Origin of the sequence: Paenibacillus sp. FSL H3-0302, from assembly GCF_037982245.1 — a bacterium.
Taxonomy (GTDB): domain Bacteria; phylum Bacillota; class Bacilli; order Paenibacillales; family Paenibacillaceae; genus Paenibacillus_AQ; species Paenibacillus_AQ odorifer.
The window spans coordinates 1,594,408-1,611,974 of the sequence record NZ_CP150284.1 but is presented as its reverse complement, the minus strand read 5'-3'; the positions used below and the strand labels follow the sequence as shown (position 1 = coordinate 1,611,974).

9 protein-coding genes are annotated in these 17,567 nt (G+C 48.9%); 2 read left to right on the top strand and 7 right to left on the bottom strand.

Annotated features, from left to right (window positions below; all coding sequences use genetic code 11):
• Positions 1-19 precede the first annotated feature (19 nt).
• From MHH50_RS07140 to MHH50_RS07130, 3 genes are all read right to left on the bottom strand, one after another.
• On the bottom strand, positions 20-1,156 hold the full coding sequence (locus MHH50_RS07140; RefSeq protein ID WP_340034131.1) for a glycoside hydrolase family 88 protein: 1,137 nt from the start codon (positions 1,154-1,156) through the stop codon (positions 20-22).
• A 72-nt stretch (positions 1,157-1,228) separates the two neighbouring features.
• Positions 1,229-3,037, bottom strand: coding sequence for a hypothetical protein (locus tag MHH50_RS07135; RefSeq protein WP_340034130.1), 1,809 nt, complete (start codon positions 3,035-3,037; stop codon positions 1,229-1,231).
• A 73-nt stretch (positions 3,038-3,110) separates the two neighbouring features.
• On the bottom strand, positions 3,111-4,253 hold the full coding sequence (locus MHH50_RS07130) for a DUF2264 domain-containing protein (protein ID WP_340034129.1): 1,143 nt from the start codon (positions 4,251-4,253) through the stop codon (positions 3,111-3,113).
• Positions 4,254-4,433: 180 nt separating this feature from the next.
• On the opposite strand from MHH50_RS07130, the gene MHH50_RS07125 reads away from it, so the two are divergent.
• Positions 4,434-5,270 (top strand): AraC family transcriptional regulator, encoded by an 837-nt coding sequence (locus MHH50_RS07125; protein WP_076307333.1) that lies wholly within the window; start codon positions 4,434-4,436, stop codon positions 5,268-5,270.
• Positions 5,271-5,437: 167 nt separating this feature from the next.
• Here MHH50_RS07125 and MHH50_RS07120 read toward each other — a convergent pair whose 3' ends face one another.
• The 4 genes from MHH50_RS07120 to MHH50_RS07105 all read right to left on the bottom strand — a co-directional run bounded on the left by MHH50_RS07120 (position 5,438) and on the right by MHH50_RS07105 (position 15,504).
• On the bottom strand, positions 5,438-12,118 hold the full coding sequence (locus MHH50_RS07120; RefSeq protein ID WP_340034128.1) for an S-layer homology domain-containing protein: 6,681 nt from the start codon (positions 12,116-12,118) through the stop codon (positions 5,438-5,440).
• 149 nt (positions 12,119-12,267) lie between these two features.
• On the bottom strand, positions 12,268-13,107 hold the full coding sequence (locus tag MHH50_RS07115; protein WP_081383301.1) for a carbohydrate ABC transporter permease: 840 nt from the start codon (positions 13,105-13,107) through the stop codon (positions 12,268-12,270).
• Positions 13,108-13,122: 15 nt separating this feature from the next.
• Positions 13,123-14,061: a sugar ABC transporter permease gene (locus MHH50_RS07110; protein WP_036675858.1), complete on the bottom strand. Its 939-nt coding sequence runs from the start codon at positions 14,059-14,061 to the stop codon at positions 13,123-13,125.
• 99 nt (positions 14,062-14,160) lie between these two features.
• Positions 14,161-15,504 (bottom strand): sugar ABC transporter substrate-binding protein, encoded by a 1,344-nt coding sequence (locus MHH50_RS07105; RefSeq protein ID WP_036675860.1) that lies wholly within the window; start codon positions 15,502-15,504, stop codon positions 14,161-14,163.
• 323 nt (positions 15,505-15,827) lie between these two features.
• Here MHH50_RS07105 and MHH50_RS07100 point away from each other — a divergent pair, with 323 nt between their 5' ends.
• Positions 15,828-17,555 (top strand): sensor histidine kinase, encoded by a 1,728-nt coding sequence (locus MHH50_RS07100; RefSeq protein WP_340034127.1) that lies wholly within the window; start codon positions 15,828-15,830, stop codon positions 17,553-17,555.
• The last annotated feature ends 12 nt before the right edge of the window (positions 17,556-17,567 follow it).

Genomic DNA, 17,567 nt, shown 5'->3' with positions numbered 1-17,567 from the left:
GGTCTGCATCATATCCCCCCTATTCCCAGTAGAACGGTCCGGCTTCTTTCAGCCGAGCTAGCGCTTCGACATAGAAGAAATCACCATAGATAAGCGGAACATCTATATTCCGATTCTCAGGATAGTTACTCGTACCATGAAGCAGCAATCCTTCTTCTTCTGCATTGTCCCAAGTTCCATAATTCCGATAAAGGGATTCAGTAATTCTTATAGCCCCGTTCCGATACACATGAGCCTCCGAGTCGTCCACCTGGCTAGCCAGCAGGAGCAAGCCACTCGCTGCACAGGAACCTGCAGAGCTATCCCGAATCTCCCCAACTTCACCGGGAGCACGGAAATCCCAATGTGGAACGTGATCTTCGGGCAGACGGGTCAAGAAGAAATGCGCGACCTGCTTGGATGCATTGAGGTAACTCTGTTTGCCCGTATGATGATAGGCCAATGACAGTCCGTAGAGCGCCCAGGCTGCCCCGCGCGACCAAGCCGACTCGGGCGCATAACCTTGCCCGCCAAGCTTTTCAACCACTTCGCCCGATTCCGGGTTGAATTTGACGATGTGATAAACCGAACCATCCGACCGGATGAAGTGCTCCAGCACCGTATCCATATGCGCCTCAGCGATATGCCGATAACGTGGATCCCCTGTTACTTCGGAGGCCCAAAAAAGCAGGCTGGTATTCATGCAGCAATCGATAATGGCTACCCCGCTGTTATCCTCGCCTTCACTCCATGGATTCCAGGCCCGGATGTAGCGTCCTTTCAGATTGAAGCGGGCCGCCAGATAGTTAGCTGCCTTCAACGCCCGGACTCGTGATGCTTCTCTGCCCGTGAGCTTGTAGTTCGCAACACTGGTCAACAGCCACATAAAACCTAGGTCATGGTCCAGCTTCACATAACCATCCAGCACCTCGTCAAGCCGTTCCTCACACTGCTCAGCAATCGCTTTCAAATCCTCATCACCACTCTCAGCATAGAGCTGCCAGAGCATTCCCGGCCAAAAGCCGGCCGTCCACCAGTTTGGTGCTTCAAGCACGTATTTGCCGCCTTGACTGGCATGGGGGAATTCTGCACCGATTCTCCGGCTGTTCGTTCTAGTCTTCTCCAAGGCTTTGCCCCAAGCCTCGTCTACCCAAGCTTGCTTTACTAATCTACTCATCTAAATCCCGCCTTTATTCGAATTAGCCTCTACCCTCTGATAGAGGACTTTTTATAAGCTCAGGCCCATCTTTTATAGAAATTGAAAAGTGAATACCAGTTTGCCCACCGCGCCAAGCTGAAGCACATGGAAGTCCAGACTATACCAGAGCTTCTCCATACCAAAATGATCCCGGTACACATGCACAGTAATCTCCGGCTCAACTTTCAGTGAATCGTATGTCACTTCAACGCCGCGAGCCGTAGTCCCCGGCAGCAGCAAGGTACCCGGATGAAGGAGCTTAGGCTCACGCCAGGTGACAAACCGCTCCGTCCAGCACGCCGGAATTCCCGCATACCGGTAAGTGTCTGTCAGCTCCAGCCGTGGACATTCCTCTTTATGCCAGACGAACGAACGGATTAAGGACTGTAGTCCTGTTACCTGATACGCCTGTGTCAGATCCAATGTCAGCTCATCATTCTCCTCCGCCGATGCATGCAGCACTGTGGACCTGAACGCCCGACCGGCCAGCTGATACTGGCCATCAATGATCGGCAGCGAATGGCCCTGCGATCCATTGCAGTCATACTGGTAACGGCCAGCCCCAAAATAATCAGCGGTATACTCTCCGCTTCCAAGATCGGATGCGTAGATCTCTCCCCGGCCGCTCAGAATGAAATGTCCCAGATCATTATGGTTATGCGGTTCAGCATTGTGCCCGCCCTTGGCTGCGAATCCGAATGAACCCGCCTCTGACACATAACGCGAGACAAGCCAAGCGGCATCAGGGAGATAATAGCTGGCGGCTTGCCAAGCTTCGTCCTCCTTGCCAGCCCTGGTCCAGATCAGATTGCGGAAAGCCGGTGCAAAGCGGCTGCAATGATCTTCAGTGTAAGGAGCGCGCAAAGCGGATGGGGGGCGTTCGACATCCGTACAGACTTCCGCCAGATAATGAGACAATCCCATATGTACTAGCACCTGAGGCACTGAATCAGAGAAATTGGCTACATGACTTCCGTCAATGAAACATTTTTGTTGGAAGCGCGCGATTTGCGCTACCTTCTCTTGGTTGAACCAGTCCAGTCTGCCTGCGCTTCTGGAACAGAGGAGATCGCTATAATAAGTGAAATAACCAAACCCATAATTCCAGTACCCAAGGCCTTCCAGACAGGCACCGTCCTCACCGAACCCTTCCAGGTAATACAACATGGCGCGCTCTGTCCTCAGCAGAATATCCGCAAGCATGGCTGGGTCCTCCACAGACAGCAAGGCAGCAGCCCCGATTGATCCCGCACAGACCGCTGCCCAATTATGTCGCGCTGTCTCCCAATCATAAGGACCATTTTCAAGAAATGGACGAAACAGTCTCTGCTCTACTTCATGGTGGATTCGGGATCTCAGAAGCTGCGAAAGTCGTTCCCCGAGCAAAAGTAAAACTTCACTTAAAGTAAATCCGGTCTCGGAAGAAAACAGATCAATATACCGGTTGATATCAGCTGCATTATGATCCGCTGGGAGGTGGGCCGGAAGACACCAGGTGTACTCATCGCAAATAGCCCAGAGGATGTCCTCCAGCTTCTCCAGTACTTCCGGATGATCCGGCTCCAGCAAAGCCAGAAATACATAAGTATTCAGCCTTCTTCTCCGTTCAAAATAGACCCGTTCATATTCCAGCCTTGAACCCGTACGCGAATAAATGGAAAATAACGTATACGACATTTCAGGTATAGACTGCCCGTCCAGCCTTACCGCCTCCGCGCGGATCTCGCTGATATCTGCCTGTAGTACTCCTGATGATAACGCCCGTTTCCAAAAAGCAGCCGCATCCCCCTTTGGATAATACAAGCTCAGATCGACTGGCTTCATTTCATGCACTATTTCCAAAAGCATCTGTTTATTCATGCCTTTTTTCCTCCTTAAAGGTCAGTCAGATCCGCGAAGCATCTTATTCTTCACTAATATGGCTGAATACTTTTTATTCCAAGGCATGATCTCTCATAACATCCTCACCGGCTGCAATTTTTAGTGAAGTCCATTTCATCTCTTCCCCTGACCAGAATGGATCAGAAGGGAGCAGCCCCAGCGGGAGGAATACGGAGGCGCATAAATAAAGACTGCCTGTATTGATATAGCTCTCCGCAAGCTCCGGCTGATAACCGTATACCCCCGGACGTAGCCATCCGGACTCATCCAACGTACCCGGATATTCCATAATTCGCGTAATCACAGCTGTCAAAGCGCAGCGTACCTGTGCAGGGGGCAATGCTTCCTCCAAAAAATGCTGCAGCGCCGCCTGCGACAGCAGTTGAAACGCCCCAAAACGGTAAACGATCGAACGCCCGATAAAGGGATAGGTTCCATCCGGTGCAATGATCCGTTCGAGAACAGTAGCGTATCGCTGTGCCCGTTGCTGAATCAGCGGTTTCAATGCGGAATATTGCTCCGACTCCAGTTCAAAAAGTGCTACCACATCCACCAGCATCGGCTGAATAACAAAGCTGTTGTAATAATCCCAGTGAAAGTCCTTGCCATCCCCGTAAACTCCGTCGCCCTTATACCAATCCATGAACATATGGACCGCATAGCCAACGCGCATCCGGTCATATTCAGGATCGCCAAGTATATACAAAGCGGCTTCCACCATTGCGCTGAACAGCAGCCAGTTGCTGCCGCTTGGCGCTGTCCGGCGTGTCTGCTTCAGCGCTGTTATTACATTGCCTTTGACCCGCGCACTCAGCTTGCCGGCAAGCTGCTTTGGTGCACGCACCAGCGCATGTGCCAGGAATGCCGCATCAACCAGCGGTTGGCCTTCAGCCTTGAATTCCATATAGTCAGGTGAATTCGGATCAACAGCGGCATCAATGGCTTCCAGCATTAGCCCGGCATAACGGGCTCTAAGCTGTTCTTCCTCACCCTCAAGTCCCTCTAGCTCAAGCCAAGGGGCCATTCCGCATGCCAATCTCGCAAAAGCCTCCAAATGGGCAAACTGGCTCCGGTCACTATGAAACTTTGTAGGCAACTGTTCCTTTAATTTCCGCTCAGCCAAAGCATTCAGCACAGGCCCCCCGATCAGCAGCATTGTATCCAGCCAGTATTTACGCTGTTCCTTCCCATTCATGCACAATTCCACCCTTTCAATTGCATCTAATCAGCTACAGCTACTTCTCTTGCCTACCGCCTGAATCTTGTTATATTGCGTAATCTTCTACTATAGTTTAGTGTTGTATTATTGCAATGTCTTTGCGAATAATGATGTTTTATTGCGTATATTGTGATCAATCTGAAAGGGGCAATTCCAATGAAGCATGCCCAGTATTATGAGCCGTTCGATGGAGATATTCTGGCAGGTATCGGAAATTCGCCGATCTCACCTACCAGGGATTTCCACATCCATGACCACTATGAAATTTTCCTGTTCTTGGGCGGCAAGGTGAACGGTTTTGTAGATCAGTTCAGCTATCCCCTGCAGCGGGGCAATGTCCTGTTGTTCAACAATCACGAGATTCATAAAATCATCAATTTATCTCCGGAGCCCTATGAACGGTTGACTATCCATTTCAAAGCTCCGCTTGTCTATCCCTTCTGTACCGCAACTACAAATCTGCTCGCTTGTTTCCAGAACCGCCAGCCCGGAGAGCATAATCTCGCGCAAATGGATGAACCGCTGATTGCAGAGTATACAGCCCTTGCTTCCCGCCTGATTGAGACATTAGAGAATCAGCAGTACGGGAGCGAAGTTCTGGCTCTGACCTACCTGGTTCAGATCCTCGTCCTCATCAATGAGCTGTACAGCCGCACCCGATCTACCGTGCCCAGCATCATTTCCTCACATATTCAATCAGCCATGAGCTATATCGACAACCACTTGCATCTAAATCTGTCACTGGAGCAAATCGCTGGAGAACTGAACGTCGATAAATATTATCTCAGCCATCTGTTCAAACAGCAGACAGGCGGAACCATCTACCGTTACGTCTTGCTCAAAAAAATTGCGTTATCCAAGCAGCTCTTGTCCGCCGGGAACTCCGTATCCGATACCTGCTATCTGTCCGGCTTTAACGATTATGCCAATTTCATCCGTACCTTCAAGAACATCACGGGCATTCCACCCGGAAAATATAGTAAAAGAAGCTGAGCTTTAAAACTCAAATTCAAGGATTCTTCAAAAAAGATGCAATCGCTACTGCGGTGAATAGTTGGACTTCCGGCCGCTGTTTTCCTAAGCACTCCCCCGTCTCTCCAAATCTATAAAGAACCTGGCAGCCCGCTTAATGCAGCCTGCCAGGTTCTTTGAAATGCTACTTACAAATATCCCAGCAGATTGGAGATAACTTGCGCACCTTCGGCACGGGTCATCGTCTCTTGTGGCGCGAATTGCTTATTGCCGCGTCCCTTGATCAGTCCCGCCTGTTCGGCGATGTTTGCTGCGTTCTTCGCCCAGTCATGAATCTGGGAATAATCACTGAACGATCCTACAGCAGGTTCATTGGTCTCGCTTCCCTGCAAATATTCATAAGCACGAACGATCATCACAGCCATTTCCTCGCGGGTAATGCTCTGATCCGGGGCGAACGAATCCGCACTGCGTCCGAGCACGATACCCGTTCCGCTAACAGCTGCAACGGCTTCGGCATACCAGGCTTTGGAATCCACATCACCAAATGTTGGATGGCTTCCTGCCTTAAGCCCAAGCGCGCGTGCAATCATAGCAGCGAATTGTGCCCTAGTTACATCCCCTTGCGGATTAAACTCCGTACTGGAAATGCCTTCAATAATATGCTCCGCAGCCATGGTCTTAATCACATTGCTGGCCCAGCTGTCACTGCTTACATCTGTGAACAGCTTATCGTATTCCAGGACTGCATACTGGCTGAAATGCCGTATTTCAGCAGTCCATTTACCATTAGTCAACGTTCCGCCCATGAATTCAAGCGCACCATTTGCAGAAACATAGTAGCTGCCGAGCAAGCTTATATTGGCATCCGGATCTACGTTGAACGTAAGTGTCAACGGTTTATCAAAAGCAGTTACCGTTACAGCAGTGCCGTTGGCAGCAACAACCTCCAAGCTGAAGTTAATCACATCACTTGCCGCAGATAAATGTACGGAACCATTAACAGCCCGATTATTGATTAACTGTTCCACAGCATCTCTGGATACCTTCACTGCTGAGAGCTTAATTCGCGCCCCCTCCGTTTGACCTCCAGTAGCTTTTTCTTGAATGCTCTTCAGCACTTCTGGGGTCAGATCGATAGCAACCTTACTCCAAGCCAGACGTAGAGTGTTCTCTCCGATGATTCCTGATAGTCCTGCTGGAAGGAGCACGGATTCTGTAGCTTCAGTGAGCTGAACCGTTATTACTCCTCCAACCGGTGCCGTGAAATCCTTTCGATCAAGAACCTTTTCGGTCTGCAGCAGCGGTGTTGGCGTTGGGGACGGGATGACTGCTGGTGTCGGTGCTACCGTCCACACTGGTGCTTCCGTTGGCGCCGGCGTAGATGTTGGTACTGTTGTTGGCTCCGGTTCCGGCGTCGATGTCGGTGTTGGTGTTGGTGTTGGCGTCACTACCGGAGGGTGCTCTGCTTCGCCCACTGTCACGGTTCTAGTCACTTCAATAGCCGCGTTGCCCGCCGCATCACTCACATTATAATGATAGGTGTAGATGCCTGCCGCCTTAGTGTCCAGTGCCAGCACATTCTCCTCATTCTTCGTAATCGTTGCTATAATAAGCTCCGTAATGTCGCCGTCACGGTCATCTACCGCTGTGGCTCCAGCATCCATATAGCTTGCGCCATTTTCCAGTTGAATGGACGGTTCACCAAGCAGTGTAATCACCGGCTTCATTACATCCGGATCAAGTGCAACGACTACTTTTCTTGTCACTTCTTCAGCCTTATTGCCTGCGGTATCGCTGACATTATAATGGAAGGTATAAATATCAGCTTTCGCTGTATCGAGAGCAGTCAAGCCGTATACTTCACTGCTAACTGTTGTTGTTATACGGTCTGTAATATCACCATCCTTGTCATCATAAGCAGTCGCTCCTGCATCTGTATATTCAGAACCGATGTGCAAATTCACTATTGCATCACCTAACAGAGTAATCAAAGGCTGAACAGTATCCGGTTCCGGCAGCTTGATTGTTCCGCTCACCGAACTGTCCGCTGTGGCCTCTCCCTTACTCAGTGATACCGTAAAGCTGAAACTGCCGTTAGTCTCATCGGTTGCTTCTTGGAAGGAAGACAAGGTAATCTCACCGATCGCAACTCCGGTATCATTGAGACCGGGCAGAGCGCCTATCGTCTGCAGCAGCCAAGTCTGGACAGCTTCTTCGCTGTTTGCCACTTCCTTCTGCACGCTGTATACCGCACCTTCTATGATACTCTTAGCCTCATTTACAGCCTGCTCATTAGCAACACTGGCTTTATCTCTAGCTACAGCCACATAGCTGATCAATGCCGCCTGATTGCCTGAATACGTATTGTTTATTGAGTATTTCACAGTACCGCTCACCGGAAGCGTGAAGTCATAGTTAATCATAGCGCCATTAGGACCTGCGACGAGTCCGGTTCGGACCGGTTTGGTCACTTCTTTCCCTTCAGCGTCGATATAGCTAAGCGTAATATCCATCGTGCGGTTGGTGTTGTTCCACCAGTCCCGATGGAATGACGTAATCGTATATTTGCCTGCGTTCAAAGGGAGCAGGTATACAAGTGGATTATTTTTTGTATCCGAACCATAAACACCTGTCTGACTTTTATCAGAAGGAACTACAGCGCCACCAAGCCCCTTGAGGAGGTACTTAGTACTGGTATGCCCCCATACGCCATTGCCTGTCGAAGGCTGATCCGCCTTGTTATTAAGCAAGCTGTCACCTACAAAATCCTTGATTAACGTATACGGCGGCGTGATACCGTCCACCGATACACCAGCATCGAGGAAGTATAAGAGCCCCTCCGGTACCACTTCCACATAACAAGTTGTTTTCAGATTTCCATAAGTGCCGGTTACAGCTACCCGTTCATACGGATTGTTGAAGCTGGCCGCATTTACATTCCACTTTACTGATACCAGCAATTTGGATCCGTCTGCCCGAGTGGCTTCCACCTTGTCTGGAAGATCCGGCAGTTTTCCAGCATAAGTAGCCAAATCCTGAGGAGCGACAAGCTCCCGTATATCTCCCGTAGTCAACTGGTTCTGGGCGGAGATCAGGCGTGCTTCAAGCTGAGTAACTCCTTCCTGATCCAATTTGTATAAAATAGGATTATCCAGTGCTTCCTGTGCAGCGCTCTGTGCATCTACGAAGAGCTGCCACTCTCTGTCCGAATATTCATCCTGTTTGTTTATTTCTTTCGCGGCTGTTACCGCCGCCTGAAGAGCAGCAGTATCTACAGTACCGGTTACTTCCCCGGAAACAACCGCCACCGCGTCGACAACCAAGGTGCCGCTTACCACCTGTATCTGCACATGGTGCTGGCCATATTTAAGCCCGCGGAGTGCGTACGTCTGGTACAGCTCCTTGGAAGCTAATGTATCAGCCGATAGAGCAATAACTTTTCCGTCCACCGTTACCTCAAGCTTCGCCGATCCGTTATTCGCTCCTAAAATATCCAGTCCGGTGCCTTCAAACGTATATTCCATTGCAGCGTCTGCAGCCTGGCTGGTAGAAAGAGAACGCTGGTAAATGTACATGCCCGCTCCATTTATATGGCTCCACGACCCGGTATAGATCAGTTTAGGGTTCGGAGCCGCAGCCAGGTCATACATCTCAAGATTGTCTAGAAGCTCTGAATAATACGGCGTGTAGCCCTCAACCTTCTCCACCTTCAAATTATCGAAGCGGACGTGATAGTAGCCGCTGGCCAGATCTACCCGGCCGGACAATTCAGGAGTAGGGTCGGTATAGGAAGCCAGCTTCACCCCATCCAGATAGGCAGTCACTTTATCGCCTGCAACCTGAACGGCAATATTATGCCATGCGTCATATGCGGTATCGAATCCGTCGATCTTCACGCCGCCGGAACCGTTCGCGGCATTTCCGCTCGCAACTGCGCTATTGTTGACCAGCAGCTGCCAGCCGCCGTCGAACCAGAATTTCAGCACATACGGTGTACCGGTTATGGAGTGGGAACTGCCACCTCCCTGATAACGGGCGCCTATCGCAGCATAATTGGCTCCGCCCTGAGTATTGTTTGTTTCGAACGAAACATCAACACTGGCCTTGTAGTTCATCCACCGGTTGTCGCCGATGGCCGTTACGGGATCTCCGCTGTTCCATGTGCCGCCAAGCCCCATGGTTCCCGTGTCCAGCTGCTGCCGCAGGACATAATTGTCTGAACCGTCCGGAAGATAGGCCTCAAATGCCCCGTTGCGGTCATGGGTAAAACGCGGGATAACGCTTTGGGAACCGCCGCGGGATTTGATATAGCTCTGGGTACCCTCAGATTGACCGCCTGCACCAATCTTCACAACAGTCTGCTTGGAATAGTCAAAATCATCAGCGTACAGAATGTTGTCCCCAGTACTGTGTCCCGCTCCTGTAGTATCGGTATCCAGTACGGTACGCTCGCCTTCTACAGGCAACGGTGTATTATATTCTTCTTTGTCCTTGTTCTTCAAAGTAGACACAGTCACGGTCGAATACGGTTTAACCTTAACGGTATACACCCCGCTGCCATCAGCAGTGGCATCACCGAGATACTGCATATAATTGCTGTTGAACGCTTCTCCTGCATCAGCGGCACGGGTTTCCCATACTTCCATGGATGGATTACCCGTATAAGCCATATTGACTGTCTGCAGCTTGTAGATTTTGGAATACTCGCTATCGTTCACGATAACCGTAGAGAAATCTTTTTTATCAGGTGCTGCAAGGGTTATATAGCTAGGGGAACCGTTGCGGCCGCTGACCGGATTGGTGCCTGTCGCACCTGTAGAGCTGGCTTGAGGAACCGCTCGCCAGATCCCAGCAGTATTATCCTCGTTCTCCCAGCCTACATTCGCAAACCAGCTGTAATGCTGCAAAGTGACAAGACCCGCATCATAATGAATCCATCCCGACCACGGATCGCGCATGCTGACCAATTCCTTGAAGGAATATTGTCCGCCTTCATAAAAGGAACCAATGGCGGGCTGGTAAATAAAGTGTGTCCGGCGGGAGTTAACGAATCCTTTAATAATCGTGTTACTCATCTCCAGCGGACTGCCGACACCACCAATTCCTGTTCCTGCCACTGTAGGATCTTTCATATTGTTGTTGGGACGGAAAGAGGAATTACTGAAGGTAGACTGCGCCTCGCTGTTCCAAACCTCAATATCATATTGTTCTGCAAGTTTTTTGAAATTGCCTGCGCTGTCGTCGTCCGTGTTGTAGTGGTATCCAGCGATCGGCACGGCTTCCCGCAGAGAAGGATCACTCACCATACTGGCACCGAAACTGCCAATCCCGACTTCATCGGATATCACAGACTTGATCCGGTTGTACAGTTCCCGCTCTTCGGTGCTGTTGAAGCCTTCGCTGTCAGTCTTGACTCTCTCAGCGTACTGTTTGGTCCACGCCAAATCTGGAGCGTGCTCGTTGATATAAGGATTAACGTAATCGGCCATATAACCGTATTCACGATAAGCGGCCAGAATGGTTTTTTTGTACCAGGTATAGATTTTGTCGTTGTTATTCGCCCAGGCCGGAGCACTCCATCTCAGGATGCTCACTTTAAGATCAGGGTTCACCGCCTTGGCATCTGCGGCAAGCTGGAAGCCGGGATGCCGGGTAACATTTGCCTCTTCATCGGCCGTACGCATAGTCGCCGGGTCAGGTCCCGTGGAGTTATTGCGGTCATTGCCCATCTCGATTTTCACATGCGTCATGAGCGGATGTTCTCCACCGAACAAGATCTGTAGCATTTCTGCATAAGCCTCTGGATGCTCTGACTTATAGTCCATCAAAAGCGCACTGGTGCTGTTAGCGCTTAGTACGCCAAATCCCTTGAATGTGAGGCCGTTGACATTGTCAGCTTGGATATCGTTGCCGTCAAGCAGAACCTTGACCATAGAAGCTGCGCTCTGTGTAGCCTCTTCGATCTGTTTCTTGATTCCGCCCTTGGCAACGGCGAACCAGCTCAAAATAGGTTTTTCGTCAGCAACATAGGCGTAAGTCAACGTCATTGGACTACTAACGTCAATGTCTCCAGGAATGGTGAATTCGCCGGAAATTAGTTTAGTCACATTAGTGTTGAACTGGTCAAACAAGATGGTCTTGGTTGCCCCGCTAGCATCCTTATACTCGATCTGAGGACGTATTACACGGGAGCGGCTGCCGTACCAATCATGGAAACCGCTGCTGAGCGTATAGGTTCCAGCTTCAAGCGCTTTTAATTTATACACGATATGATTGCTGGCAGGGTCGGCACGAAGTCCGACAGTCCATAGGGACGGATCGGTGGCTGGATCGGTAAGTCCCCCGTCTTTGGAATTCTTGACCTTGTTTACGGAATCATCAAATCCCCAGTCCGCCGTACCGCTGATATACTTCTGGTCGGGTGACTGGTTGAGCAAATCGCTGCCGCTCAGCGTGCGGACCGCTTCGTACAGCGGCGAGGAAGTAGGCCCGTTGCCTACGGAATCGCCCCCTCTGCCGCTATCCACAAAGTAAACCAACGGATTACTTGCGGGCGGAATAACTTCCACACTGGCTACGACCGGCCCCCCGTTTGCTGTACCGCTGACGGTCACGGCATCGTATGGCACGGCAAAGGTATCTGCTCCAATATTCCAGTTCACTGCTGTGCTCTGGCCTCCGATATCAATGCTGGCTGGCAGCGTTGTATCTGCAATTGTTGTAGCCCCCATATGGGCGGCAGCGTAGATAGAATTTACGGTAGCAGCAGAGGCTGCAGGCAGAGTGAATGCCGGAAACATCCCAACTACGAGCGCAGTAGTCATCGTTATTGAGAAAAGCCTTTTTCGAAAGTGCTTTCTGTTCATTCTCTTCTCCTCCTTTGATGGCCAATAATAAAAGAAAGCGTATTCATTTTATTGTTAAATGAATAATTACTAGAGTTATACAGACCCCTTTGACTTATAAAAAAACCTGGCAGCCTATGAAGCATGCAACTGCCAGGTCAAATACGGTTCTAGCCCTTAATGCCCGATGCTGCAACACCTTGTACAAAGTACTTTTGCAGAGCCAGGAAAACAATTACAACCGGAATAATGGACACCACACTCGCGGCCATAATCAGGCCATATTCGGCGGAATATTGCGAGATGAACATTCTTAGTCCGATTTGGATAGTCTTGAGTTTCGTATCTGTCAGATAAATCATTGGCCCTAGGAAGTCATTCCAGGTAGCGACAAAGGTGAAGATCGTCAATGTAGACAAGGCTGGCTTGGACAACGGCAGCATGATTCGCGCCCAAATTCCATATTCGCTCAAGCCGTCAATACGGGCAGCTTCGCATAATTCATCCGGAACACCTTGATAGAACTGGCGCATCAGAAATACTCCAAATGCCGAGAATGCCTGCAGCAGTATGATTGCCAAATGCGTATTGTTAAGTCCCATGTAACGCATCAGGATAAATTGCGGCACCATGTAAGCCTGCCAAGGGATCGCAATCGTTGCAATATATCCAAGGAATAGAATGTTTTTTCCCCGGAAATGCAGTTTGGAGAACGCGTACGCAGCAAAGCTGGAAGTCAGTAGTTGTAGAATCGTTACGATAATCGATAGTTTCGCCGTATTGTAAATAAAACGGCCCAGCGGAATGCGTGTCCAGATATCCGCGAAATTCTCCCAGCGCGGATTCTGTGGAATCCACTGCATTGGGAAGGAAAAGACATCTTTGTTCATCTTGAGTGAAGAAGACAACATCCATATATACGGAACCAGCATCGCCAGTACTGTCGCAAACAACAAAATATACACAAGAACCATAATGCTGATTCGAAGTCCTTTACTTTTACCAACCATATCTTTTGAATCCTCCTATTGTCCGTATTTCTTCTCGCCGCGGAACTGGACGATGGTGATGCCAAGTACCAGCAGAAACAATACAATGGCCATGGCGCTGGCATATCCGTAATCAAGCGAGCGGAACGCCGTATTGTAGATTTGATACACCATAACCCTTGTAGAATCATTCAACTGGTTATCGGCGCCGGCAAATAGGTTGATAAAGATATCGTAGACTTTGAACGAATTGATGACTAGAATCATCAGAACAAAGAAAGAGGTAGGCGCCAGTTGAGGGACCGTCACATTGCGGAATCTTCTCCACGCGCCCGCACCATCAAGTTCAGCAGCCTCATACAATTCAGGGTTGATGCCCTGAAGACCTGCCAAGTAAATAACCATGTAATAACCCATGTTTTTCCACACTGTAAACAGTATTACTGTGAACATCGCCCAGTGTTTATCCGCTGCCCAGCGGGGAAGATCCTCCAGCGGGATACCGGTAAGGGTATGCAGGATATTGTTGATCGGACCCATCGTAGGACTGAAGATAAAGTTCCATACGGCAGCAACGGCTACCAGGGATGCTACATAAGGGAAAAAGAATACGGTTCTCATGAAATTGCGGGCCATTATCTTCTGATTAAGCAGAATCGCCAGCGCCAGCGCGACAATCATGGTGAACGGTACTACGCCAATAGTGTAAACAATGGTATTCCATAATGCTTTGTGAAATGTTGTATCTCTGATCAACCGGGTGAAATTGTCCAGCCCGATAAACTTCATTGGATTGGCCCCGTCCCATTTCACAAAAGCAAGGATAAAGGCAAAAAACATAGGTACCAGTGTAAACAGGGCAAATCCGATAAAGTTCGGCGCAATGAAGCTGTAAGCTACCAGGTTTTCCCGGACACCTTTTGACAAATGACGTTTAGGGATCTTTTTTGTACCCAATATGGTTTCGTTCTGCATTCTTTCTCCTCCAAACCTTCTAAAACTTTCCCCACAAATCTATAGTTTTTAATATAAAAGGCGGGCTTTCACCCGCCCTTAGAACCGGCTCTCTTAAGGTTAATTATTCAAGAGCTGCTGTACGCGAGCATTCATATCATCCAAACCTTCGTCAATCGAAGCATTTTTAGTCATAATATTGTCATGCGCTTCATTCAAAATAACTTCGATGTCTGCGCTCTTTTCATGCATAGGCATTTCCAGATAAGTCTTAACAGTAGTCAGTGCCGCTTTGCTGTTCTCATCCGTAGGGAAGCCCTCGATGGAAGTAATGGAATTGATAACTTCATCATTCTTAATCGCTGGAATGGTTCCGGTGGAAGCAATGACTTTAGCTCCTTCTTCACCAGTCACGAATTTCATGAAATCAAGTGCTGCTTCTTTATGTTTGGATTTCTGATTTACAGCTAGGGAAGTAATTGTACCCAGGGTTGTACCGGCTTCCACACCATCCGGATGAGGGTATTTCGCAATGCCCCAGTTAGCCGATTGGGACTCGCCGCTCTTCACTTTCTCAATTTGTGTAGCGATAAACCAGCTGCCCATGTTCATAGTAGCAACGGAATTATTGTAGAATACGCCAGAATAGTGCGTGCTTGAAGTCTTCAGTGTGGCGTAATCCATTACGATGCCGTCTTCCTGTTCTTTCAGGATCCGCTCATAGGTTGGCTTCAAGAAATCGTAGTTTCCGTCAACAACAGTGTTCTTGCCGTCCAGAATACCGAACAGTTGAACCGCACTACGCCAAGTATGGTAGTGAGCTCCGTACACTTTTTCAGAACCGCTGCCAGATGTCATTTTTCTGGCCAACTCATCATATTGCTCGAATGTCATATCATTGCTTGGATATTCCACGCCTGCTTTGTCGAACAAATCTTTATTGTAGTAGAGAATCCAGAAATCGCTGCGGAAAGGAAGCGCATACACCTCATCGTTCACTTCGATTTGTTCTACAGTACCTCCATATACCGAAGGATCAATAGCGTTGCCACTCATAAAGCTTTTAAGCGGCTCCAGGTGATTCTGTTTCACAAGGTTCGAGTAGCCCGGAATATCTTTAATTGTAAGTACGTCCAGATCTGCGCCACCGGACAGTTGTGTGCTTAACATGGTCATATAGTCCGTCGACCCCAGATCGACATATTCGATTGTTACATTCGGATGCTCAGCTTTATAGGCATCGATTAGCGGCTTGTAGTAAGCGGTAGCTTCCCAATCCCACAAGGCCCATTTCAAAGTCACAGGCTCCTGGCTCGGTTCAGCGGAAGCGTTTGCAGAATTCCCCGTTGCTGGAGCTGTCGTTGCAGCAGCACCTTCGTTGTTGTTATTACCAGAACATCCAGCCAACAGACTCATGGAGAATACTGTGGCGAGGGTTATGCCATAGAATCTTTTCAGTTTCATTTAAATATCCCCTTTTCTTCTGATTGTGTAACTACGATCGGCTCTTCTGAGCTTAGTTCAAAGTTTATAGCTTTTTTCGCAAGAATGGCATGCATTATCAAACAAAGTTCATTCACTTTTCTGTGTTCTTCTTCCCTGCTCCGGTTCAAACCTGTAATTTTCTATCTAAAACATGTAAAATATTCAGCTTATGTACCTCCCCCTGTATCGGAACGCAGGAATATGCTATGGTATATGAAAACGCTTTATATGTTTTCACATTTTGTAGAGGAGTGTTAAATACGGTAAGAAAATCCACCATTAAAAGTCGCATTATTCTGCTCATGGCCGTATTCGCACTGCTGATAGCGTCGCTGTTGTCTTTTTTTAGCTATGAATTAATTACTTATTATCAGCGTAAAACAACCATCCAGGCGACCGAATTCAATCTGCAGCTGGTATCCCATATTATTGAACAGGATTTAATTGATCTGTCATCGCTGGCGATGACCTGCAGCACTAACTCTTCTACTAATACCCTGATCACAGACTACTTCAGCTCACCTAAGGCTAGCTCTAAGGAAGCAGTTAATGTATTCAACTCGATGCAGCAGGACTTCCTGAACAACCGCTCCAACAGCTATGCCCGCCGTCTGATTGTTACGGATAGCAACGGAAAGTTTCTGCAGGTGGATAAAACCGGCACCTCTGTTCCGCTTACCATACACAATATCGGTCAAATTACCGGCCTTAGCAACGATGCCGAGGAGAAATGGGACCGGGTGATCAAGGACCCGCTCTCCAACACAAACGGAATTCCTTTTGTTTTTCCTATTTACGGCAAAGGAGCTTCCCGCGTTGGAACAGTGTACCTGTTAGCGAATACCACTGTTATTACCGACAAGCTGAAAGGGTACTCCCTGCCGAAGAATTCCCGGCTGCTGCTGACGCTCGGCAATCATCATTATCAGCTCATCGGCGATCAGGTCATCGCCATTGCAGAGCCGTATGAACCGGTGGCCTATACCAATGATAAACCTGTCGGTCCACAAACTGAGCTGTCCATGGTCAAGCTCGAGGACGAGAAAGAGAGCCATATCGTGGTATCTTATCCCGTACGCAGCGGAGTCATTCTGTCACAGACTTTATCCAATGACCTGTTCGCTCCCAAGACAAATATATGGATTCTGGTTATGCTCGGCGTCTGTCTCCTGGTTATTGTCTTAAGCGCTATCATTACGCTGTATCTGACCCGTACCATCAGTCTTCCGGTGGAAAAACTGAAGAAGCGGATTGATAAGATCGCCCAGGGCAATTTCCTGCTGGACCGCAATATCGAATGGAACAGCGAGCTTGGCGATGTCGGCCGGGGCATTAACCGCCTGTCCCAAGATATCGTAGCGCTTATGGACAGCCGGCTCGCTGACGAGAAACAGAAGCAGGAGCTGGAATACCGGATGCTGCAGAGTCAGATCAATCCCCATTTCCTGTACAACACACTAAATTCGATCAAATGGATGGCTACAATTCAGAATGCTACCGGCATCGCGGAAATGACCACTTCACTATCCAGACTGCTGCGCAGCATCGCCAAAGACAACCGTAGACTAATGCCGCTGAAAGATGAGCTGAGCCTGCTGGATGATTATTTTCTAATTCAGAAATACCGCTATGGCAGTACGGTCTCTATGGTAAAGGAGATTGACAACGAGGAACTGCTAACCGGCCTAATTCCACGATTCACGCTCCAGCCCCTGGTCGAGAACGCCATCTTCCATGGCATTGAGCCCAAAGGCAGAGGAGAAATTCTCATTAAGGTGACCAAAAGTGGATTCGCCGATATTCTAGTTACGATTGAAGACAATGGTGTAGGGATGAAGGAAGAAGAAATCTCCACGATTCTGTCGAATCCAGGTGATGGAAGCAAAGAAATGCCCGAGAATATTGGACTCCGCAGCGTAAATGAACGTTTGCGCCTGGCATTTGGGGATAATTACGGTCTTTCGATTGAGAGTGAGTCGGGCCAATATACCCGGATGAAGATTCTTCTGCCGTTCCTGCAAAAGGAATAGAGTAGCATATCA

What these genes read in the sequence shown, in the direction of transcription:
- MHH50_RS07140 (WP_340034131.1), bottom strand. Translation starts at nt 1,156, where the DNA reads ATGAGTAGATTAGTAAAGCAAGCTTGGGTAGACGAGGCTTGGGGCAAA.
- MHH50_RS07135 (WP_340034130.1), bottom strand. Translation starts at nt 3,037, where the DNA reads ATGAATAAACAGATGCTTTTGGAAATAGTGCATGAAATGAAGCCAGTC.
- MHH50_RS07130 (WP_340034129.1), bottom strand. Translation starts at nt 4,253, where the DNA reads ATGAATGGGAAGGAACAGCGTAAATACTGGCTGGATACAATGCTGCTG.
- MHH50_RS07125 (WP_076307333.1), top strand. Translation starts at nt 4,434, where the DNA reads ATGAAGCATGCCCAGTATTATGAGCCGTTCGATGGAGATATTCTGGCA.
- MHH50_RS07120 (WP_340034128.1), bottom strand. Translation starts at nt 12,118, where the DNA reads ATGAACAGAAAGCACTTTCGAAAAAGGCTTTTCTCAATAACGATGACT.
- MHH50_RS07115 (WP_081383301.1), bottom strand. Translation starts at nt 13,107, where the DNA reads ATGGTTGGTAAAAGTAAAGGACTTCGAATCAGCATTATGGTTCTTGTG.
- MHH50_RS07110 (WP_036675858.1), bottom strand. Translation starts at nt 14,061, where the DNA reads ATGCAGAACGAAACCATATTGGGTACAAAAAAGATCCCTAAACGTCAT.
- MHH50_RS07105 (WP_036675860.1), bottom strand. Translation starts at nt 15,504, where the DNA reads ATGAAACTGAAAAGATTCTATGGCATAACCCTCGCCACAGTATTCTCC.
- MHH50_RS07100 (WP_340034127.1), top strand. Translation starts at nt 15,828, where the DNA reads ATGGCCGTATTCGCACTGCTGATAGCGTCGCTGTTGTCTTTTTTTAGC.